The 20,389-nt window shown below is 63.8% G+C and carries 19 protein-coding genes; 5 read left to right on the top strand and 14 right to left on the bottom strand.

Features of this window, described 5'->3' with window-relative positions; all coding sequences use genetic code 11:
• Nucleotides 1-8: 8 nt before the first annotated feature.
• The 13 genes from AC50YA_RS07970 to AC50YA_RS07910 form a co-directional block, all read right to left on the bottom strand.
• A complete protein-coding gene (locus tag AC50YA_RS07970; RefSeq protein ID WP_494981761.1) occupies nt 9-932 on the bottom strand; it encodes a DUF6492 family protein in 924 nt (307 codons plus the stop codon).
• Nucleotides 929-2,164: an acyltransferase family protein gene (locus tag AC50YA_RS07965; RefSeq protein ID WP_494981760.1), complete on the bottom strand. Its 1,236-nt coding sequence runs from the start codon at nt 2,162-2,164 to the stop codon at nt 929-931. Before AC50YA_RS07965 ends, AC50YA_RS07970 begins: the two co-directional genes overlap by 4 nt.
• The gene (locus tag AC50YA_RS07960; protein WP_494981759.1) at nt 2,152-3,288 is read right to left on the bottom strand and encodes a rhamnosyltransferase WsaF family glycosyltransferase; all 1,137 of its coding nucleotides are present in this window, start codon (nt 3,286-3,288) and stop codon (nt 2,152-2,154) included. The genes AC50YA_RS07965 and AC50YA_RS07960 overlap by 13 nt, the downstream gene beginning before the upstream one ends.
• An 85-nt stretch (nt 3,289-3,373) precedes the next feature.
• A complete protein-coding gene (locus tag AC50YA_RS07955; protein ID WP_494981758.1) occupies nt 3,374-4,474 on the bottom strand; it encodes a glycosyltransferase family 2 protein in 1,101 nt (366 codons plus the stop codon).
• Between the two features lie 4 nt (nt 4,475-4,478).
• A complete protein-coding gene (locus AC50YA_RS07950; protein WP_494981757.1) occupies nt 4,479-5,588 on the bottom strand; it encodes a DegT/DnrJ/EryC1/StrS family aminotransferase in 1,110 nt (369 codons plus the stop codon).
• The gene (locus AC50YA_RS07945; RefSeq protein WP_494981756.1) at nt 5,585-7,090 is read right to left on the bottom strand and encodes a lipopolysaccharide biosynthesis protein; all 1,506 of its coding nucleotides are present in this window, start codon (nt 7,088-7,090) and stop codon (nt 5,585-5,587) included. The genes AC50YA_RS07950 and AC50YA_RS07945 overlap by 4 nt, the downstream gene beginning before the upstream one ends.
• Nucleotides 7,087-8,175 (bottom strand): glycosyltransferase family 2 protein, encoded by a 1,089-nt coding sequence (locus tag AC50YA_RS07940; RefSeq protein WP_494981755.1) that lies wholly within the window; start codon nt 8,173-8,175, stop codon nt 7,087-7,089. Before AC50YA_RS07940 ends, AC50YA_RS07945 begins: the two co-directional genes overlap by 4 nt.
• On the bottom strand, nt 8,172-8,831 hold the full coding sequence (locus AC50YA_RS07935) for an acetyltransferase (protein WP_494981754.1): 660 nt from the start codon (nt 8,829-8,831) through the stop codon (nt 8,172-8,174). The genes AC50YA_RS07940 and AC50YA_RS07935 overlap by 4 nt, the downstream gene beginning before the upstream one ends.
• Nucleotides 8,828-9,997, bottom strand: a complete 1,170-nt coding sequence (locus tag AC50YA_RS07930; RefSeq protein ID WP_494981753.1) for a DegT/DnrJ/EryC1/StrS family aminotransferase — start codon at nt 9,995-9,997, stop codon at nt 8,828-8,830. The genes AC50YA_RS07935 and AC50YA_RS07930 overlap by 4 nt, the downstream gene beginning before the upstream one ends.
• Nucleotides 9,997-10,989, bottom strand: coding sequence for an NAD-dependent epimerase/dehydratase family protein (locus tag AC50YA_RS07925; protein WP_494981752.1), 993 nt, complete (start codon nt 10,987-10,989; stop codon nt 9,997-9,999). The genes AC50YA_RS07930 and AC50YA_RS07925 overlap by 1 nt, the downstream gene beginning before the upstream one ends.
• The gene (locus AC50YA_RS07920) at nt 10,986-12,107 is read right to left on the bottom strand and encodes a Gfo/Idh/MocA family protein (RefSeq protein WP_494981751.1); all 1,122 of its coding nucleotides are present in this window, start codon (nt 12,105-12,107) and stop codon (nt 10,986-10,988) included. Before AC50YA_RS07920 ends, AC50YA_RS07925 begins: the two co-directional genes overlap by 4 nt.
• Nucleotides 12,108-12,132: 25 nt before the next feature.
• Nucleotides 12,133-13,716 (bottom strand): sugar transferase, encoded by a 1,584-nt coding sequence (locus AC50YA_RS07915; RefSeq protein WP_494981750.1) that lies wholly within the window; start codon nt 13,714-13,716, stop codon nt 12,133-12,135.
• Nucleotides 13,717-13,867: 151 nt separating this feature from the next.
• Nucleotides 13,868-16,558, bottom strand: coding sequence for a helix-turn-helix transcriptional regulator (locus tag AC50YA_RS07910; protein WP_494981749.1), 2,691 nt, complete (start codon nt 16,556-16,558; stop codon nt 13,868-13,870).
• Between the two features lie 444 nt (nt 16,559-17,002).
• Between AC50YA_RS07910 and rpsF the strand changes: the two genes are divergently transcribed.
• From rpsF to rplI, 4 genes are all read left to right on the top strand, one after another.
• Nucleotides 17,003-17,308 carry a 30S ribosomal protein S6 gene (gene rpsF, locus AC50YA_RS07905; RefSeq protein ID WP_011693941.1) on the top strand — a complete coding sequence of 102 codons (306 nt, stop codon included), beginning with the start codon at nt 17,003-17,005 and terminating at the stop codon, nt 17,306-17,308.
• Between the two features lie 73 nt (nt 17,309-17,381).
• Entirely contained in the window at nt 17,382-17,963 is a 582-nt protein-coding gene (locus tag AC50YA_RS07900) for a single-stranded DNA-binding protein (protein WP_354251226.1), read from the top strand.
• A gap of 128 nt (nt 17,964-18,091) precedes the next feature.
• Nucleotides 18,092-18,331, top strand: a complete 240-nt coding sequence (gene rpsR / locus AC50YA_RS07895; RefSeq protein WP_003800144.1) for a 30S ribosomal protein S18 — start codon at nt 18,092-18,094, stop codon at nt 18,329-18,331.
• 17 nt (nt 18,332-18,348) lie between these two features.
• The gene (gene rplI, locus AC50YA_RS07890; RefSeq protein WP_494981748.1) at nt 18,349-18,801 is read left to right on the top strand and encodes a 50S ribosomal protein L9; all 453 of its coding nucleotides are present in this window, start codon (nt 18,349-18,351) and stop codon (nt 18,799-18,801) included.
• Between the two features lie 205 nt (nt 18,802-19,006).
• Here rplI and AC50YA_RS07885 read toward each other — a convergent pair whose 3' ends face one another.
• Nucleotides 19,007-19,429: a DUF1801 domain-containing protein gene (locus tag AC50YA_RS07885; protein ID WP_494981747.1), complete on the bottom strand. Its 423-nt coding sequence runs from the start codon at nt 19,427-19,429 to the stop codon at nt 19,007-19,009.
• A gap of 65 nt (nt 19,430-19,494) precedes the next feature.
• Here AC50YA_RS07885 and AC50YA_RS07880 point away from each other — a divergent pair, with 65 nt between their 5' ends.
• Nucleotides 19,495-20,355, top strand: a complete 861-nt coding sequence (locus AC50YA_RS07880; RefSeq protein ID WP_494981746.1) for a PhzF family phenazine biosynthesis protein — start codon at nt 19,495-19,497, stop codon at nt 20,353-20,355.
• The last annotated feature ends 34 nt before the right edge of the window (nt 20,356-20,389 follow it).

The following is a 20,389-nucleotide window of genomic DNA, read 5'->3' as shown; positions in this document are numbered from 1 at the left end:
ATAGAGCGTCATCTGGCCGCCCTCCCGGCTAGCACCGAAACGAGCCGATCGATGACTTCGGTGGCGGTTCCGGAGTTGGACTGCACATGAACGGCAAGATCACGGTTGTCGTAGCAGGCTGCGAAGGAATCAGCCGTCTCGCCCGACAGGGGGGTTGGCGACCAGTAGCTGTGGCATAGCGTCCGGTCCTCCGAAAATGACCGCTCCGCGGGGGTTCCGAAATTCCTGACGTAGGTTCCGTACAGAATGAACTCACTGAAGTGGAGCCGACATGCCACCGTCGTAGCCCAGTCGGATCCGGAAACTGCCTCGATGCGTTCGCGGCATGCGGCGACCAACCGCGGGTCCCAGGACACTATGCCGCCCACGTAGTCCGGAAAGCTTGCCTCGCCGGACCAAGGGAGTCCAAGCAGATCGTAAGCCGTCTTGGTCCATGTCAAGTGGCGTTCAAGGTCAGCCGTCACGGCGTCCGGCTTCTCATAGAGTCGGACGGCGCCGCCGCGGAGGAACGTTGAAGCCTGCAGGGGTCGGATGAGGACAACATCAGAATCGATGATCACAACGGCAGCGCAGTCCAGCTGTGTCGCCGCGGAGAGCTTGAGAATCTGCTGCAGAATCCAGCCCCGGACCGGCGGCCAGGGCCGTCGGAGGTTGATGGCGCTGCAGTTGATTGTTTTCGGAAGGATGGGTACACGGCGTCGGAGCGCGGCCAGGCCATCGGTTGCGACAAAGCCACTGGGGAGGAAATCCGCCTCTGACCAGACGCGGAGCCGTGGCGAGCGGATCCCTTGGAACGCCGGGAGGTCGCGCCGCGGCACGATGACGTGGTGCCACGTAGATTCGTCCGTGAACCTGAGAACGGACTCATGGAGGCGGACGAAGTTTTCAAAGTCCGGCAAGTAGGACGGCGTGAGCACCACCATTTCTTTCATGGCTCAGTCACCTTCAAGGGGTGCGCAGCGGGGGCCCGTCCGGCGTCCTTGCGGTTGCGAATTCGCGGCTTTCGCCACGATGCGAACGGCGTACGCAAGGCGCTGGCGATTTGCCCGAAGCTTCGGATGGTCAGGAAAGGACGCTCGAAGACGAGGAAGAAGAGGTAGGCGACAGCCACGGAACTGGGGCAGCCAACAAGGAGCAGCAGATGCAGGCTATCAATGCCCCCCAGCCCGGACGGCCTAACCACATATTCCGTCAGCATCGCCAGGACAGGCGCATGGATGAGATAGAGGCTGAAGGCGAAGGATCCCAGGAAAGCGAGCGGCCGCAGTGCCAGGAACGAACCCAGCCAGCGGAGCCGGCCCTGGCCTAGAGCTACAAAAAGGCTGGCGGTGGCCGCTCCAACCACCAGGTCAACCCAGAAATATGTCTCCACCGTTCGCTCGCTGCCGGCAGCGATGAGGTAGATGGCGGCGGCGGCTCCCAGGAGGCCGGCTGACATGAGCCCCTCCCGGCCGCCCTCCCGTCGCTGTACCAGCCAAGCCGCCGAAGCCCCGGCCATGAAGAGCACCAGATATGCGGGGGTGAAACGGTTGAACGCCCCCACAGCCGGAACAAGTTGGCCCAGCAGTTGCTGCCCTATTACGACTGCAGCCGTCGCCGGCAGTGCGACCCTGATGCCGTAGCGGCGGAACCCCCACAGGATCAGTGGGAACAGGAAGTAAATGTGCCACTCCACAGCAATGGACCAGAAAGCGCCATTAGGCGACGTATTCCCGATCGCATCCTGAAGAAGCAGGAAATGGACCAGGAAGTCGCGTGCCTCGAAGTTCTGGCTGTCTGCAGGCGCATAGAGCCCGAACTGAATAAGCAGTGCCGCAATGACCAGCGCAGCCCAGTACGGCGGGACGATGCGCCAGAAGCGGCGGCGCAGAAATCCCCGGCCTCCGCTTCGCAGCTGCATTCCATATCGCGACGGCGACAGGCAAAGGGAGTAACCGGAGACAACTATGAAAACTGACACCGCCAAATGGCCGTAGATCAGCCAGTCCGTGAACCAGGGGCCGTTGTTGCCCGGATAACCGCCCACGGTCATCAGCCACGAGTGGTGGAGCACTACAAAGAATGCGGCCAAGGCTCGAACGCCGTCAAGCCACTCAACCCGGGCCGTTGCCGGTGCCGACTCCAGCGATCGACGTGTTGGCCTCGCGGGTGTCAGATCCTGCATGCTGCTACCTCCGCTTCAATGATTCCGGCGAAAGCCGACTGCGCGGGTGTCCAACCTCGGCGGACAGAAGCGGAGATGCCAAGCGCTCTGGTCGGATCCTCGGGCTGCTCCACGACGTGGCAGAGGGCATCCGCGAGGCCGCCCGGCGTAGCAGGCGCCCACCGAGCGTATGGGTTGTTGAGGTCTGCCTGAGCATAGGGATTGGCGTTGACAACAGGCGTCATACCCGAGGCAAGCATCTCTTCCGCAACAAGCGAGATGTTAGTTAGCGACATTGCGAGGCCGGCGATTGACGAGTTGTAAAGTTGGTTCAGCTCACGGGGGGCCAGCCGACCGTGATGCGTGTGAGGAGTCCGCCAGCGGCCAATGGCGTCGCCGTATACATGAATGGTCTGCTCAGGGTGCCGCTTGTGGAATTCCTCAAGGGCCAGTTTGCCTAAAAGGAAGCCCCGTCGGTCTACCGTTTCCCGCGCATAGAACACCACGCCATGACGTCGCCCCAGGTTTTCAAGCCTGTAGACCGACGTGTCACATCCGAAGGACACGCTCGCAGGGTCAACACCGATGTTTTCCTTAAGAGCACCAGCGACCATGTCGCCGAGAGCAATGTTGCGAAAGCCGAATCGGTAGGTGTCCTCCGCGAGACTGTAGAGACTGCCTCGGGGGTAGAAGAACGGTTCATAGTCTTGAATGAAGTAAAATCGGTGCATGCCCGTTTGCCCGCGACTGGCCAGCACGTGGGCTGTTTCCCATGAACTGGCGATGCAGCCGTCGAAGCCCTCGATGGCACCCGGCACCTGTTGAATGTCGGCTTTCAGTTGGGGCCAGTGCCTGCGTATTACGGACGCAGAATGAGCTGGATCCGAATTGTGGCGGTCATAAAGGAGCAGCGAGCACGTATGCCCGCGCAGCTCCATACCCTCAAGCATCCGGAAAAGCGTTGTATGGCCTCCCGAGCCGGCACCGGGAGGGGTACAAATCCATGCCAGGTGAAGTGGTTCATCAGGTGCGCCGGTGCCAGGGGGAGGATCGAGCCGGAGCCGGGTTGAATCGGCAATATCCTGCGGCAGAAGTGGGAACTCCAGCGTCGACGTATCAAACGTGGTTGACAGGAAGCGGGTCACGCGACGGGCAATACGGCGGCTGATGTCCCTGGCTCCGCTTGTTCGGACGCGGCGTACAACGCCCAATAGGGCTGTTGATTCCATCTCAGTACACCCCCGTCCTGTGCCAGCGTTGCCATTGCAGCTCGGATCTGATCCGGCCCCTCAACCGTGCGGCCAACGATTTGATGCCTGGGGAACGCCGGATGGGACCGGCCAAGGAGCGAGCTTCGAGCTTTTGCCACGCAGGACTGTCCACCACGACGGGATCCAGTGATGTTGCCAGCTTTAAACAGAACGAGTACAGCGGGCTGGCACCGGCCCCGCGGTCCAACTCATGCCGGGCCGTCGACAGGGCTTCGCTGGCAAGTGTCTTGTTGGCGATGGCCCGCAGCGCTGGAGCTTCCGGCTTGCCCGCCAGCGGACCCTGGAATAGAACGTCAAATGCCTCGCCGCGCTCGCGAAGATCAACCAACTCGTCTACTTCCTTGGCCGACATGCTGGCCTCATGGTCCCGGTGCCATGCCTGGTCGGCGCCTTGGACATAGGCCACATCGGAAAATGCTGACAGGCGGAACCATAGCTCCATATCAGGAGTGTGGCGCAGCGGTGCCTGATAGCCGAGCGTTTCGAGGAGTGCCCGGCGCATGAGCACTTCCGGCGAAGTGATGACGTTCTTCCCTGAAAGACAGCGGTCCTGGAGCCACTCCGTACCCGGCCAGATGGTCCAGGCGGTGGCCCGTTCGCGCGCCTTGGGGAGGGTGACCCCGGAGAAGTGAATCGGGTGTCCGTACACCAGCCCAACTGAAGGGTAGTTCTGGGCCACGAGCGTGGCGCGGGACAGCGATCCCGGCGTGAGCAGATCGTCTGCGTCCAGGCGGACCAGAAACTCCCCGGTGGCCGTCTTGGCCCCGTCATTGAACGTCTCCACCATCCCTTTGTTCTGGCTGTGCGCCACGACTGAAATGTTGGGGTGGGCTGCTGCCAAGCCTTGCGCGACCGCAAGACTGTTATCCGTGGAAGCGTCGTCGACAATGATGACGTCTACGTCCACGTCCAGCTGATCGAGGCAGCTCTGAACTGCCTGGGGAAGGTAGTGGGCATAGTTGTAGCAGGAAATGACGACGGTCACTGTGGGTGTGTACGGCCGTTCCAGCAGTGGCCTGACCCTGATGCGCTGATGCAAACGTACTGAGGTGTTGTCCATGACTTCAGCCCCTTAGCGCTGACCGGAGTGCGTCTGCCACGATCTCCTGCTGTGATGGCGTAATTCCGGGGTAGAGCGGCAAAGACAGGATTTCCCGGGTGAGAGTTTCTGCCACCGGAAACGAGCCCTTCCGATGTCCGAGGAAGGCGTAGGCGGGCAGCAGGTGGACCGGATTCGGATAATGAATCCCGGCTCCGATTCCGCCCCTGTTCAACTTGTGGACAACGCGGTCCCGCTCGGGAACCCGGACAACGTAGAGATGGAAGACGTGGTCATTGCCCGGAATGGATCGGGGTAAGACAACGCCGTCCAGGCCGCGAAGCAGTTCGTCGTACCGGGCAGCAGCCTCAACGCGTTGCTGGTTCCATTGATCCAGCAGCCCGAGTTTGGCATTGAGGACCACTGCCTGGAGGGTATCCAGCCGTGAATTGAAGCCAATGTCCAAGTGCTGGTAGCGGGCCATTCCGCCATGGTTGCGCAGCTCGCGCAGCCGGGTGGCAACGTCTTCGGAGTTTGTCATGACGGCCCCCGCATCGCCATAAGCGCCAAGGTTCTTGCCCGGATAGAAACTTGTGGCGGCGACATGGCCGAGTCCGGCGGCACGAACGCCATGTCTCCTGGCGCCGTGGGCCTGGGCCATGTCCTCAATCAGCGCTACGCCCGGCGGCACGGCGGCGCCGATGTCTTCCATGGCAGCGGCCTGTCCGAAGAGATGGACGCCAATGACGGCCTTCGTCCTTGACGTGAGCTTGTCTGCCACGTCCCGGGGGTCAAGCAGGAAATCTTCGTCGCAATCAGCGAGAACGAGTTTGGCCCCGGCCCGAAGGACTGCCCCGGCAGTGGCAACAAAGGTGTTGGTAGGGACGATGACTTCATCCCCGGGACCCACTCCGGTTGCCCGCACAGCGAGCTCGATGGCGTCGGTCCCGTTTCCCACGCCAACTGCAAACTTCACGCCGCAGTAATTCGCCCAGGCTTCTTCAAACTCAGCCACCTGGGGCCCCATGATGAAGCTGGACTCCGCGATGACGCGGTTAAACCCTTCACGAATTGCATCGTTGATCTGCAGCTGCTGGTAGGACAGATCAACCAGTGGCACTTGTTGTTGTGTCATGGCATTCCCCCTGACGGTGCGGCCAACCGCTGGTCGGCATTGGCTTCGTTGTTGTTTCGGACGTCACTGCCAGGCATCCACCTGATTGCCTCGCGGACCTGGCGGCGGAACCATGTGGCGAGCAGCAGCGCATAGACGCCGGTACCTGCGGCCCCGCCTGCAAACAGAGAGGCCAAAGGCGTCGGCTGCAGCGCCATGGCGCCCAGGGCGGCGCCCGCAGCAGGTATGGCTGCCACCACGGGCGGCCAAAGCCGGGCGCCGACGGCCAGGAGGTCCGCGCCGTTCGATCGCAGCGCGATCGCATAAGCGGGGCACACGATCAGGACGGCTACAGCAAGATGAGCGATTGCCGCGCCGGCAATCCCTGCCACGTTGACTCCTGTGAATACAGCCGGGACGAGGGCGGCAATCCAGGCGACCTGCACAAAAAGGGTCGCCTTGGAGGCACCCCTCGCCAGCAGGTAGGAGGCGGAAAGGTCGAAAAGTGTGCGCAGGGAACCGAACAGCCCCAGCCAGGCAAGGACGACGGCAGCGGGCAGCCACTTTTCTCCATATACCAGTTCGACGACGGGTGCTGCGAGTACCGCGAGCATCAATCCGGCAAGGAGCGAAACCGCCCAGACCGGCCCCAAGACCGCCGCGAGGCTCTGGTCAGAGCGTCCTGCGGCCAGCCGGGCGAACGCAGGTATCGATACTGACCTCACCACTTGGCCAAGGGCGCTCATTGGCCAAGTGGAAATGTTGAAGGCAAGGAAGTAGAAGCCCAGTGCGACAGGCCCTGCCAGCCGTGAGATCGCCACGTTGTCCACATTCAGGAGCGCCCACGAGAGCATATTTGCGCCAGCCACGGGGATCCCGTATTTGAGGATCCCGGGGGCAAGGGCCGGATCAAAGCCGAAGCGGACCCGTTCACCGGAAAGGATGAACTGAAGCACAAGAGTCAGGAGCTGCGACGCAATCCTGGCAACCGCCAGGCCCATGACTCCCCAGCCACCAAGAATCAGGCCAATCGTCAATGCGGTGCCAACGACAAACTCCACCACGGCGATAATGAAGAGCTTCTTCTGGGCAAATTCGCGCTGCAGAGAGGCGTAGGGGACAACACCGGCGCCGGCAAGCATCATGGAGAACGCCATCACGGCAATGACGGGTCCGGCTTGGCTGCTCCCCAAGAGATCGGCGAGGCCTTGGGCAGAAGCGGCCATGACCCCTGTCAGCATCGTTCCTGACACGAGTGCCAGCGTGGCTACAGTGGGGCCTTTTGCCTCGGGGTTTTCTGAGCGGATCAGGTCGGTGCTCATACCGAGGTCTGCCAACGTCATCAGGACAGCCTGGACAGTCAGCGCCACGGCAAACACCCCGAATTGCTCGGGTGCCAGCAATCGCGCCAGAACGATGCCCACAGCGAAGCTGCCCAGGCGAAGGACGAGGCTGTTTACCGTGCTCCACGCCAGCCCCGTCCCGATCCGGCTCCGCAGGCTGCCTGCTGCCGCTGCTGTCATATTCCGGACCGCCTCCAACGCCGCCACTGCAATGACCAGCGCCAGCGGTACACGAGTTCCGAAACGGTTCTCTCGGCAATTGAAGACTCCCCGGCCGACCGCCGCAGGTATGAGGCCCAGAGCGCAGAAGCTGTGATGGCCGAATCGGTCTGCGACGCGAAATCGGCAAGGGCAGCTGAATGTCCCGGCTGGCCGTCGTCGTTGTCGGCAAGATGGATCGCCGCGCGAACGGCCTCGATAGCGAGTGCCTTGCGTGCGGCGTGCAGGAACTGGCGTGGCCGGGTCAGTGCAGGACCGGAAAGCGTGCACAGCTCGTCAAAGACCTCACGTCGCGCCCGGATGTCGTCGAGGGTCGCGCTGAAGTCCGTGAGGTGCATGTTCTGGCCGTGTACGCGGTAGTACGCCTGAACGGGTCCGTTGACCCGTCCCACACCACTGATTGCGGCGGCACGAAGCCACAGATCCATGTCTGCGGCGTGGGGCATGTCGGCCCGGTACCCGGAAAGCTGTTCCAATACTGTCCGCCTGAGGACAGCTTCCGGGTTTGTGATGATGTTGGATCCGCGCCGGCACATGATGCCGATCCACGCTTCTCCCCGCCACACGGACCACGAGGCCCTCTTGCCGGGCGAAGGCGGTACGGTCTCGGAGAACTCTTCGGCAAAACCGTAAACGAGACCCACCTCGGGATGGTCTTCCATCAACGCAGTGGACCTGGCCAGGGAGCCCGGCGCGAGCAGATCGTCTGCGGACAGGAGCACCACATAGTCGCCGGTGGCCCGGGACAGGCCGTCGTTGTAGGTGCCTATGTGCCCCATATTTTCAGCGTGCAGGATGGGCCGGATACGGGGGTCGGCCGACGCAAGGTCCAGAGCCAGTTGGCCGCTTTCATCAGTCGATGCGTCGTCAACAATGACCACGTCCACATCCACCTCAGCCTGCCCCAGAGCCGAAGCCACCGCGTCCCGCAGGTAGCGCGCGTAGTTGTAGCACGGGATGACCACCGAAACTGAGGGGCGCCGCCGCAGCTGGCCGGCGGCCAGGCGCAGTGCGCCCGAACTCCGGCTGAGCACCCCCGCGCTCATCGTCCACTCCCGTGGCAGAAGGCTTCGCCGTCGATTTCGCGGGCCGGAACGCCCACCCACGTCTCGCCGTCGGGAACGTTGCTGAGCACGGCGGCGCCCATGCCTACCGTGGCGTACGCACCCACCGACGTCCGTTCCCGGACGCTGGAATTCATCCCCAAGTATGCTGCCCGGCCAATCCGGACTCCGCCGCCCAGAGACACGCCGGCCGCGAACGTGGCGAAGTCCGCCACGTCGTCGTCGTGCGTGAAAGTCACCGAGGGCATGGCCACCACGTGCGAGCCCAGGGTGACGGAGGCTGTCAGCGTCACGTTGCGCAGCAGGATGCTGCCCCGGCCGATCCGGCACCCCTCCGGGCTCTGGACGGACGGGTCGATCGCGGTGGCGTACCGCGCCGCATGCAACCCCATGGCGGTGAGCCGCTCCACCACCGTTTCCCGCGACTTTCCGGAGCCCAGACACACCAACACAAAAGCGTGTGTGAACTTGGGCGCGTCGTCGATGGTCCCCAAGACAGGTGCCCCATCGACGGTGACGCCCGCCATTTCCTTGTCGTCGTCGAGCAGCCCCACCACGTCGTACTGGCCACTGCTGCGCACCATGGCGAGCACTTCGCGGGCGAGCCCGCTTGCAGCTATGAGAATCAGCTCGCTCATGTCCCCACTCCGTCGACGGCGGCAGCGTGGATGGTGCTCATGACACGGTTCATGCCGGCGGTGTCCAGTTCGTGGAAGACAGGAAGGATGAGCGTCCTGTCGGTCAGCCGCTCCGTGTGCTGCAGCCTCGCGTTGCCGGAGTCCCGCCAGCGGTATGCGGGCTGCCGGTGCGCAGCCATGATGCCACGCCTGGCCGAAATGCCAGCATCAGCCAGCTGCGAAAGCAGCCCCTCCCGACTGGTCCCAAAGCCCGGCAGGACCTCAACCCAGAAGGACTGGAAGTTGGTGGTGCCGTAGGGCGGATCTGCGACGAACCGCAGGCCCTTCAGGCCCGCCAGCCCGGCAACATACCCCGCCGCAATCTCCCGACGCCGTTCCACCACTGCCGCGAGCCGCCTCAGTTGCACTATCCCGACGGCGGCCTGCAGGTCAGTCATCCGGTAGTTGAACCCTGCCTCGAGATAAACCTCCGGCGGGGCCAGTAATGATCCGTGCCGGTCGGTCGCCGAAACGCTCATGGAGTGTTCCCGCAGGGTCCGCGCCCGCGCGGCCCAGTCCGCCCGGTTCGTGGTGAGCATGCCGCCCTCGCCGGTGGTGAGGACCTTGCGGGGATGGAATGACCACACCGCCACGTCAGCCCCGGTACCAACGGGCCGGCCCTTGTATCGGGATCCGACGGCGCAGGCAGCATCCTCGACCACGGTGATCTCGTTCCGGGCGCAGAGTTCGCGGATGGGGTCCAGGTCAACCGGCACCCCGCCCTGGTCAACCACAATCACCGCCCTGGTGTCTAGTGTCAGGGCCGCGTGGATGGTCTCCGCGGTCACGTTGCCGGTGGCCGGGTCGACGTCGCAGAACACCGGACGTGCCCCGACGTAGGTCACCGCGTTGGCGGTGGCAATGAAGGACAGTGACGGCACCACCACATCGTCCCCGGGACCGATGCCCGCCACTACCAGCGCCAGGTGAAGTGCCGTGGTGCAGCTGGAGGTCGCGACGGCGTGGCGCACCTCCTGCGCGGCGCTGAAGTCAGCCTCGAATTCCTTGACTTTGGGCCCTTGCGCCACCCAGCCTGAGGCAACCACCTCCGCCAGTGCCTGGGCTTCCTCAGCGCCGAGCCAAGGCTTCATGACGTTGATCCGGGCAAGGGCTGTTTCCGCGGTCATCAGGCACCAACTTTCCTTGTCGCGGAAATCTCCGCGCGCAGCGGCTTCCACCAACGGACGAGTTCGCGGAGTCCTTCTTCCAGTTCCACTTCTGCTTTGAATCCCAGGTCCTGCCCTGCCGCCGACGTGTCAGCCAGCCGGCGGACCACACTGTTAACCAGCCGGGCGGGGCCGTGTTCCACAGCCAGGTCCGAGTCCATGACCCGGAGCAGCGCCTGCGCCATTTCCAGCAGGCTCGTCTCGGTGCCGCTGGCGACGTTGTAAATACCGCGGCCGACGTCGCTGGCAGCGGCCAGGACATTGGCCCGGGCAACATCGGCGGTGTACACGAAGTCCATGGTCTGCAGGCCATCGCCGAAGATCAGCGGTGGCTGGCCGTCCATGATCCTTTCCATCCACCGGACCAGAACCTCTGTGTACAGTCCGTGGACATCCATCCGCGGCCCGTAGACGTTGAAATACCGCAGCATCACGTAGTCCAGCCCGGTCATGGCGTGGAAACTGCGGGCCATTCCTTCATTAAAGGATTTCGCGGCTCCGTAGAAGGTGTCGTTGTTGGCGTGGTGGTGGCGTTCGGTGGTGGGAAATTCCTCGGCCATGCCGTAGACCGATGCGCTGGACGCGGCGATCAGCTTGTCCACGTCGTGCTCGGCGGCGGCCTCCAGGACGTTGAACGTCCCGTCCACCAGGACTTCCAGGGCGAGCCGCGGTTCCTCGGCGCACTGGGTGATCCGGATGGCTGCCTGATGGAACACAAGATCCTTGCCTTTGGTGAGGTCATGCACAAGGTCCCGGTTGCAAATGCTGCCCATGACCAACTCAACCTGCCCGCTTTCCAGGGCCTCTTCAAGGTTGCCCAGGCGGCCCCGGACCATGTTGTCCAGCACCTCGATCCGGTTCACGCCGGCGGCCAGGAGTGCATCCACCAGGGTTGAGCCGATGGTTCCCGCCCCGCCGGTCACCAGGACATTGGCCCCCCGGAGCTCGCTCACCGCGCACCTTCAAACCGAACGCCTGCAGCGGCCAGCTCGGACCCTTCCACCGGGGAGGACTTGCCGTCCATGCTCAGGCTGCGCGTGACAGCTTCCAGCACGGACAGTACCCGCAGGCCGGACGCGCCGCCGGTGCGGGCCTCGCGTTTGTTGTGGATGCAGTAGGCCAGCTCCTCCACCACCTGCCCCAGTGCCTCCCGTTCGGGAAGTGCCGGGGACCAGGTATCCCCCAGCCGGTAGGAGACGGCGGAGGTCTTCCTCTCACCCGCCGATTTGGCCTGCCTGTCCAGGCTCACGCCGCGGTCGTACACGCTCAGCCGCTGCTGCGGATTCAGGTCATCCCACACGAGGGTCCGCAGCGAGCCGCCGATCACCATCTGCCGGATCTTGGTGGGGCTCAGCCAGTTCACGTGCACGTGCGCAGTGGCGTCGTTGGGAAGCCGGAAGTTCAGGTGCCCCACGCAGTCCCTGCCGGTCCCCAGCGGGTCCGCACCGAAAGCCGAGACCTCCGTTGGGTTCAGCCCGCCGGGGAGGACAAAGTCGAGAATCGCCAGGTCGTGCGGAGCCAGGTCCCAGAACACATCCACATCGGGCTGCACCAGCCCCAGGTTGATCCTGGTGGAGTCCACAAAGAGGATTTCGCCCAGCGACCCTGCCTGCACCAGCTCCTGCATCTTCAGCACCGCCGGGGTGTAGCAGTACGTGTGGTCCGCCATCAGCACCAGGCCCTTCGCCTCGGCCTCCGCCACCATTTCCAGTCCGTGGGCCCGGCTGTCCGCCAGCGGCTTCTCCACCAGGACGTGCTTACCGGCGCGCAGCGCCGTCATGACGGTCCCGTGGTGGGTGCGGGCCGGCGTCGCAATGGCCACGGCGTCCACATCAAAGGTGTCCAGCAGCTCATCCAGGGACTCGACGACGGGAATGTCACCCAGCGTCGCGGCCAGCCTGGTGGCCCGTTCCAGGTCCAGGTCGCAGATTGCCACGAGGTCCCAGACGGGGCTGGCCTGCAGGTTGCGGGCCAGGTTTGGCCCCCAATACCCGGCTCCGACGACGGCGATCTTCAGCTTCGGAGTCGGCTGACGCTGGGTGGGGACGTGGAAAGGATTGGGGGTTCTCATGTTTGTTCTCTCCCTGGTGAGGTGGTTAGTAGGCACCCGAGGGCCTGATGACGGCGCGGAAGGTCCGCCACAGGATCAGGAGGTCCCCCGCGATGGACCAGTTCTCGACGTAGTAGAGGTCCAGCCGCACTGCCTCGTCCCAGGAAAGGTCCGAGCGGCCGTTGATTTGCCAGAGACCCGTAATCCCCGGCTTGATGAGCAGGCGCCGGCGGGTGTGGCGTTCGTAGCCATTGACTTCCCTGGCCAGCGGCGGGCGCGGTCCCACCATGCTCATGTCACCTAGCACCACGTTCCAGAGCTGCGGCAGTTCATCCAGCGAGTATTTCCGCATCCAACGCCCGCACCGGGTGACCCGCGGATCGTCACGCAGCTTGAACAGCACGCCGGCGCCTTCGTTCTGCTGATTCAGTGCCGCCAGGCGGGCCTCGGCGTCCACCACCATTGAGCGGAACTTGAACATCCCGAACGTGTGGCCGTCCTTACCCACGCGGTCCTGGCGGAAAAGGACCGGTCCCGGGCTGTCCAGCCGCACAATTTCGGCCAGCACCAGGAGCAGCGGCGACAGCGCCAGGAGGGCACCGAGCGCCATCGCCACATCCATAACCCTCTTCAGCGCATGCTTCGCGCCCGAGTATTGCGGAATGTCCACATGCATCAGGGGCAGGCCTTCAACCGGCCGCCAATGGATGCGGGGACCCGCAACGTTGGTGAGGGTGGCTGCCAGGACCATTTCCGCGGCGCATTCCTCGAGCTTCCAGCCGAGTTCACGGATGAACTTGTTGCCGCCGGGGAGGGGCCCCGCCACGATGACCGTGTCCGCGTCGGCAAGCCGCGCTGTCCGGGCGATGTCATCGGTGGAGGAAAGGACGGGGAACTGCAGCCCTTCCACGCGCAGGCTCCCCCCGCGCCGGGCCCCGGGAAGGCAGACACCAAGGATCTTGTACACCGGGCCGGATTTTCTGGCCACCTGCTGCACAACGTAGCGGACATCCTCCGGTTCCCCCACCACAATGGCCTTCGAGAGGTGGCGTCCGTACGCCTTTTCCCTGGTCAGCCGGCGGCGGAACGCCCACCGGTTTCCTGTCAGGGCCACCAGCCCCAACGGCAGCGACACCGTGACGAAGGCGGTTCCACCATGAACGGAAAGCACCACTGCGCTGATGGCCATGAGGCCGAAGATCCGCAGCGTTGCCGAGGCGACCCGCTTGTATTCGTCCGCACCGACGCCAAGTACCTTGGAGTCGCGTGTCCGGTAGATTTCCAGTGCCATGACCCAAAGCAGCGTCACCAGGGCGGCGGTGAGGACGCCTCCCTTGTCGCTTTCAACGCCTGGGGCGAATCCGATGCTGGAAAGGAGAAAGCCAACAAGAACAGCGCCCGACACCATGAGCGAGTCGGTGAAGCGGAGAAGATTGATGTGCGTTGCGATCCACGCTGTCCCTGCCTTGCGGCCGGGCGTTGCGGGGGAAACAGTTGGCGGGAGCAGGAACCGGGTTCCTGCGGCGCCCGCTCCCGCCAACGGCGCAGTTGCGGTCCGCTGTGCAGCAACGGAAGCAACGGGCCAGTCGAAGGCTGCACGCCGGGTGCGGGCTACTGGAATTTCCGCCATGATATCCCCTTCCCGGCATGTCCGCTTTTGCTCTGACCGTGATGCAAAATTAGCCGGGAACTGACGCCTGCAGCGGGGAAAGGGAGGGCCTTTGTGGGTGCGGTAAGGGAACAGTGTGGATACTGCGGGTACCTGCAACTGCAGGGTTGCCCTACGGGACAGGCAGGACGTACGCCTCGCGTGCGGCGGCGTCCTTACCGGCCGCCAGGGCCGTCAGCTGCGCGCGGGACTCCACGCCCAGCTTGCGGTAGATCGCCGTAAGGCGCACTTCAACGGTCCGCACGGAAACATAAAGCGTGCCGGCGATTTCCTTGTTGCGCATGCCGCGGGCCACCATCTTAGCGAGGGCACGTTCGTGGTCGGCGAGCACGAGCATGGCGGGGTTACCTGCTGCGCGGGACGGTTCCACGCGGTCGTCGAGCAGGAGCGAATCAACATGCTGTGTCCAGGCATCCGCGCCGGCCTCGTCAAACATCACTTTTGCGCGCATGAGTCCGTCCCTGGCATCACGCCGCCGCCCGAAGGCGCCCAGCCGCTCCGCGTAGCACAGCAAAGTCCTGGCGCGTTCAAACACGGAATCGCGGGCGCCCCTGCCCTCAAGGGCTTGGCTGAACAGTTGAAGCGACTGCTCCCCGTCCGCCAGCATGGCCCGGCTGCGGGCCACCACCGTGAGCAGCCAGGGAGACCTCAGCCCCACGGAGCGGCTCTCAAGGCGGTACAGGGCTTGGGTCGCTTCGCGGTGCCGCCCCATCCGGACCAGGACCTCCACCAGGTCAGCCTCGCAGCGGAGCAGCGCTGGATTGGCGAACGCCATGCCGATCTCCGCGGCGCGTGACAGCTGGGCGAATGCCTCGGCCAGGTTGCCCCGCATCAACGCGAAGTGGCCCTGGCAGGCGGCCAGTTGGGCAGTGATGGCACGGTGGCTGTCCGCCCCGGCGAAATGCTGGGCCTCCGCAACATAGAGCTGCGCCAGCGCCTCATCGCCCAGGGAATGTGCCCGCCATACCCGGAAGATGTGCCGCATCCCGCGGTGGTATTTGGTTTCGCGTTCGCTGACTTCCAGGTCGTCGATGAGCCGGATGGCCTTCCGGACATTCCCCGCGCGGATCTCATTGTCCACGGCGAGGTAGTCTGCGGTTTCCCGCCAGTTGATATTGCTCGCGTCAACGGCGTTCCGCACGATCGCGAAGGCCTCCTGGGCGGATTCATGATGCTCGGCATAGCTCAGGGTACGCCCCTGCACCAGGAGCGCGGCCACGGTCCCGTCCTCGGCATCGTGTTTGCGCGTCAGGCGCTCGGTGTTCCCGCTGATTGCGTCGATCAGGAGCCTGGCACGGTCTGCCACCGCGAGGCTGTCCTTCGAGGCGGCGTCCTTGAATTTTTCGGCATAACGAAGCAGGCTCAGGGCGGCCTCCAGCTCCCACCGCTCTGCGTAGTAGAGCGAACCGACGGACAAAAGGCTGGCCGCGTAGGCGGGGTCGTGCTGGCCGAATTCCTTCGCGAGCCGCAGCACCATGCTGGGCCGCACGGCCGCACCCTGCATGAACTGGATTTCGAAGGCGAGGCCGGTCAGCCGAAGGATCAGGGCCGGATTGCGGGTAACCCGCTGCGCCCAGTCCAGGTACCGCTTGGCATAAACGAATTCACCCCGGTTGAACATCAGTTCCGCAACCCTAGTGAGCCGAGCCGCCGTTTCTGCTTCCCAGGGATTGATGGTGAGGGCCCGCTCGATGTACTCCACAGCGAAGGACACGTCGCCGTCCCGGATCAGGTCAACGGCATGTCGGAGGAGGCTGAACGGCGTCTGGCGCTCCAACGCCGTAAAGCTCAGGTGCCACCGGCGCGAATGCGGGTCTGTTTCGCCCGCTGCTTCTGCAAGGGCGCGGTGGTTGGCCGTCCGGATGGCCGGTGTCATCGCGGCAAAGACATAGCCCCGCAGGAGCTGGTCCCGGATCCGCAGGTGCGGACCGGACCGGCTGACCATACCGCTGGCCAGCAGCTCATCCACGCCAGTCCACAGTTCGTCGTAGACCTTTTCCAGTGCCGCGATGTCGCTTCGGCAGGACAGTGAAATCAGATCAAGGACATGCCGGGCGGCCGGGGTGAGCGCACCCACCGTTGCGGCGAATTCGGATTCAAAGCTTCCCTTGCAGGGCAGCGGAATGGGGAGTGCGTATTTCCCCTCGGCGTGGCGCTCCAGCAGGCAGGTGTAGAGCTCGACGGCGGCAAGCGGGTTGCCTTGGGTTGCTGCGGCGACGGCGTGGACGGCCATAGTCGCGGACTGACGCGCCGGTATCGACTCCAGCATCCGGACGGTGTCGTTGTAGTCCAGGGCCGTCAGCTGAAGGGTGGGCAGGCTGTCGAAGGGGCTGTCCGGCGATTCTTCGCGCACACTGGTGAACAGGGCAATGTCAGTACCGGACAGGCGGCGGGCCAGGAATCCGATCACAGCCTGGCTGCTGGGATCCAGCTGGTCTGCATCGTCGATGACAATGATGGTCCGTGAGGAAGAGCGCTGGTGAAGTCCGTTCAGCAGCATGCTGGACACGGTGGGGACGTCCATGGCGCCGGTTGAATCCCGCAGCAGCTCGTCCGCGAACCGGCTGAGGACGGGATCATCAATGCCGTTCAACAGTGCCGTGAGGCCGGACAGCGGCCAGTCCGATTCGGAGGCGCTGGCCCGCAGTACAACAGTCCTGTAGTCCGACAGGCGCGGGATTTCGGACAGCAACGCGGACTTGCCCATGCCGTGCCGGCCCACAATCGTCAGGGCGGACTCCTTGGGCTTGCGGATCACAGAGAGGATCCGCTCCAACTCTTTGGTGCGCCCTATTAACGACATGTGGTCCCCATCCGTTCATCGAAGGAGACCACCGCTGCTTGCATTTCACACTTGACGAGGACCGTCCGGTCATTTTCGTGACCGTGCGGGCCGGATTTCCTGGCCGCGTTATCGCGACCAGCACGGTTCCCAGCCGTTGGATAGCAATATAGCTCCCGTCATGTGCCCGCACCAGCGAAGTCCCGGCGCTTAAGTACTCATTTTCGGGCCGTTCTCCACTTGGGAAGTTATCCACATACGCGCATCCCGGCTTCCGCTCCCGGGCCACGGCGCCTAGCCTTGAGTCAAGCGCGAATCGCCTATCCGGTCCAAATGCACTAAGATATTGAAGTCTGTGCTGCGCCCTGCCTCCGTTCTGTTGGTCGGGCACCGCACGGCATCGCAAATGAACCTCCTGTTACGGAAATGCCGTAACCGCTTAGCCCAAAGGAGGTGGGTTCACATATGCGTCCTTACGAATTGATGGTAATCATCGACCCCGAGGTCGAAGAGCGTACCGTTGAGCCGTCGCTTCAGAAGTTCCTGAACGTCATCACCAACGATGGTGGAACCATCGAAAAGGTTGACATCTGGGGCCGTCGTCGACTGGCTTACGAAATCAAGAAGAAGTCCGAAGGTATCTACGCCGTGGTGAACTTCACCGCCAAGCCGGACACCGCCAAGGAACTTGACCGCCAGCTGTCTCTTAACGAGACCATCATGCGCACCAAGATCACCCGCCCCGAAGAGCAGAAGGTTGTTGCTGAGTAATTTCAGCTCCAATTTTCATTCTTTACCCCGCAGGATCGAATTCTTCACCCAGGATCGAACAAGGAGGCAGTAGATGGCAGGCGAAACCACTATTACGGTCATCGGTAATCTCACCAATGACCCGGAATTGCGGTTCACACCGTCAGGTTCGGCAGTAGCGAACTTCACCATCGCTTCCACCCCGCGCACCTTTGACCGCCAGTCCAATGAGTGGAAGGACGGGGAAACCCTGTTCCTCCGCGCAGCGGTATGGCGTGAAGCAGCCGAGAACGTTGCCGAGTCCCTCACCAAGGGCATGCGCGTGATCGTTTCCGGCCGTTTGAAGAGCCGTTCCTACGAAACAAAAGAAGGCGAAAAGCGCACCGTTATTGAACTCGAAGTCGATGAAATCGGCCCGAGCCTGCGTTACGCCAATGCCAAGGTCAACCGCACCCAGCGCTCCGGCGGTCAGGGTGGTCAGGGTGGCTTCGGCGGCGGCAACAGCGGCGGTGGCTTCGGAGGCGGCAACTCTGGTGGAAACCAGGGCGGCAACTCCGGTGGAAGCTTCGGTGGCGGCAACCAGCCGGCTGCACAGGAGGATCCCTGGGCTACGCCCGGTGTCTCCAACGCAGGTGGCGGCTGGGGCAACGGCCCCGATTCCGAACCTCCCTTCTAAACCAATCATTTAGGCCCGACGCCGGGACCGCCGAAAGTGCCGCAAGGCACCGGAGGTGACTGCCGCCGTCGGACCACCACCATCCCGTGGATCAATATCCACGGGCTCCATAGAATAGGAGCTCCACGATGGCTAAGGCTGAACTCCGTAAGCCCAAACCAAAGTCCAACCCCTTGAAGGCCGCTGACATCACTGTCATCGACTACAAGGACGTAGCATTGCTGCGCAAGTTCATCTCCGACCGCGGAAAGATCCGCGCCCGTCGCGTCACCGGCGTCACGGTGCAGGAACAGCGCAAAATCGCCCAGGCAATCAAGAACGCCCGCGAAGTTGCACTGCTGCCTTACTCCGGCGCTGGCCGCGGTTAGGGAAGGGATTAACTAACATGGCAAAGCTCATTCTGACCCACGAAGTAACCGGTCTCGGTGCTGCTGGCGACGTTGTCGAGGTCAAGGACGGTTACGCACGTAACTACCTGCTGCCCCGCAACTTCGCCCTGACCTGGTCCAAGGGTGGCGAGAAGCAGGTTGAGTCCATCAAGGCTGCCCGCGCCGCCCGCGAGCACGCTTCCCTGGAAGATGCTCAGAAGCAGGCCGCTGCACTCTCGGCCAAGCCGGTCAAGCTCGTCGTCAAGGCTGGCGAGACCGGACGCCTGTTCGGCACCGTCAAGCAGGCCGACGTCGCCGACGCTGTTGAGGCCGCTGGCCTTGGCCGCATCGACAAGCGCAAGGTTGAACTGCCGACTCACATCAAGTCGGTCGGTTCTTACCAGGCCAACGTCCGCCTTCACGCTGACGTTGCCGCTGTGATCGAGCTCAACGTAGTCGCCAGCAAGTAGTGCAGGGTTCCCTGAAACCGAGCTTGCGAGGTTTTAGGGGCGCTGCGTAGCGCAAGTAGCCTTCCCGCTACGCAGTCCTGAACTGCACGAAAACCCCCGTTGCCGTCACCGGCAGCGGGGGTTTTCTGTGCCTGCGCTGCCCGACATGGCATTAGGCGGCAGTGTCGGCGACCGGGACTGCCGCCTAATGCCATCTCGAAGGACGTCAGGGCTGGTGCAGCTCTGCCATAACGTGGCCGTAGCCGGTGCGTACCATCTCGGCCAGGACTTCGCGGTCCACATCGTCGAGCTTGTTGATGTAGAGACAGGCCACTCCGGTCTTGTGCTTGCCGAGCCGCGGAAGCAGATGCTCCGCGTCGGGCCCGTACGTCAGCCCGTACAGGGCGAGGTTCGCCTTGCGCGGTGAGAAGCCCATGGCAGCGGTATCCCCTTCGTGGCCGCTTTCGTACCGGTAGTGGTAGCTGCCGAATCCGACGATGGTTGGCCCCCACATGACTGCCTCATGCCCCGTGATCTGCCGCATGAGGTCCAACAGTTCGAACCCGTCCTCGCGGCGTACCGGGTGCTCCACCGCCGCCAGGAAGTCCTCAACGGTACGGTCGGTGGGCTGGGTCTTGTTTTCCGTCATGCCGGTAGTCTCCCACCCCGTGGCAGGCGTGTCAGCCCGGCGGCCCGGGGTGATAGCCTGCCGCGGTGAGCCAGAATTCTTCCCCCGCGCGCCGCCGTCGTCCGTTCACCCAGGTGGACGTATTCACGGACGAACCCTACCGGGGCAATCCGCTCGCAGTGGTTCTTGATGCCGTAGGCCTCAGCGCGGAACAGATGCAGCGCTTCGCCAACTGGACCAACCTCTCGGAGACCGCCTTCCTCCTGCCGCCGACGCATCCCGACGCCGACTACCGCGTCCGCATCTTCACCGCCCACGAGGAGTTCCCCTTTGCCGGGCATCCCACGTTGGGGTCGGCGCATGCGTGGCTCGAGGCCGGTGGCGTCCCGAAGCGGGACGGGGTCCTGGTCCAGGAATGCGCGGCCGGCCTCGTCCGCGTGAAGCGCGACGGCGGACGGCTGGCATTCGCTGCGCCGCCCCTGACGCGCTCCGGACCGGTGGCGGAAGCGGACATGGCACGGATCGCAGTGGGCCTTCGCCTGCCGCGCCCGGCGCTTCTGGACGGCTCCTGGCTGGTCAATGGCCCGGAATGGATCGGCGTTTTCCTGGAGTCCGCCGGGCAGGTGCTCGGCATCAGGCCGGACTTCGCCGCCCTGGCTGGCCTGAAAGTGGGTGTGATCGGGCGGCATGCTGCGGACGCCGAAACCGACTTTGAGGTTCGGACCTTCATCCCGGGAGACGCTGCGGCTGAGGACCCCGTCACCGGGAGCTTCAACGCAGGCGCTGCACAGTGGCTGATCGGCAGTGGCCGTGCGCCGAATTCGTATACGGCAGCGCAGGGTACGGTGCTGGGCCGGGCGGGGCGCGTCCACGTAGAAGCTGTCGGCGAAGACGTCTGGGTGGGCGGCAGTTCCACCACTTGCATCAGCGGCACGGTGGTGCTGTAGAGCCCGTGGAATAAACGCGGACAGTCGCTGGTTA

It is taken from the genome of Pseudarthrobacter sp. RHLT3-21, from assembly GCF_059383495.1.
Note: the sequence above shows the minus strand (reverse complement) of the source record. Positions and strands in the feature narration are given on the sequence as shown.

Coding starts and splice junctions, on each gene's coding strand:
- AC50YA_RS07970 (WP_494981761.1), bottom strand. CDS start 932: ATGAAAGAAATGGTGGTGCTCACGCCGTCCTACTTGCCGGACTTTGAA.
- AC50YA_RS07965 (WP_494981760.1), bottom strand. CDS start 2,164: ATGCAGGATCTGACACCCGCGAGGCCAACACGTCGATCGCTGGAGTCG.
- AC50YA_RS07955 (WP_494981758.1), bottom strand. CDS start 4,474: ATGGACAACACCTCAGTACGTTTGCATCAGCGCATCAGGGTCAGGCCA.
- AC50YA_RS07950 (WP_494981757.1), bottom strand. CDS start 5,588: ATGACACAACAACAAGTGCCACTGGTTGATCTGTCCTACCAGCAGCTG.
- AC50YA_RS07945 (WP_494981756.1), bottom strand. CDS start 7,090: ATGACAGCAGCGGCAGCAGGCAGCCTGCGGAGCCGGATCGGGACGGGG.
- AC50YA_RS07940 (WP_494981755.1), bottom strand. CDS start 8,175: ATGAGCGCGGGGGTGCTCAGCCGGAGTTCGGGCGCACTGCGCCTGGCC.
- AC50YA_RS07935 (WP_494981754.1), bottom strand. CDS start 8,831: ATGAGCGAGCTGATTCTCATAGCTGCAAGCGGGCTCGCCCGCGAAGTG.
- AC50YA_RS07930 (WP_494981753.1), bottom strand. CDS start 9,997: ATGACCGCGGAAACAGCCCTTGCCCGGATCAACGTCATGAAGCCTTGG.
- AC50YA_RS07920 (WP_494981751.1), bottom strand. CDS start 12,107: ATGAGAACCCCCAATCCTTTCCACGTCCCCACCCAGCGTCAGCCGACT.
- AC50YA_RS07915 (WP_494981750.1), bottom strand. CDS start 13,716: ATGGCGGAAATTCCAGTAGCCCGCACCCGGCGTGCAGCCTTCGACTGG.
- AC50YA_RS07910 (WP_494981749.1), bottom strand. CDS start 16,558: ATGTCGTTAATAGGGCGCACCAAAGAGTTGGAGCGGATCCTCTCTGTG.
- rpsF (WP_011693941.1), top strand. CDS start 17,003: ATGCGTCCTTACGAATTGATGGTAATCATCGACCCCGAGGTCGAAGAG.
- AC50YA_RS07900 (WP_354251226.1), top strand. CDS start 17,382: ATGGCAGGCGAAACCACTATTACGGTCATCGGTAATCTCACCAATGAC.
- rpsR (WP_003800144.1), top strand. CDS start 18,092: ATGGCTAAGGCTGAACTCCGTAAGCCCAAACCAAAGTCCAACCCCTTG.
- rplI (WP_494981748.1), top strand. CDS start 18,349: ATGGCAAAGCTCATTCTGACCCACGAAGTAACCGGTCTCGGTGCTGCT.
- AC50YA_RS07885 (WP_494981747.1), bottom strand. CDS start 19,429: ATGACGGAAAACAAGACCCAGCCCACCGACCGTACCGTTGAGGACTTC.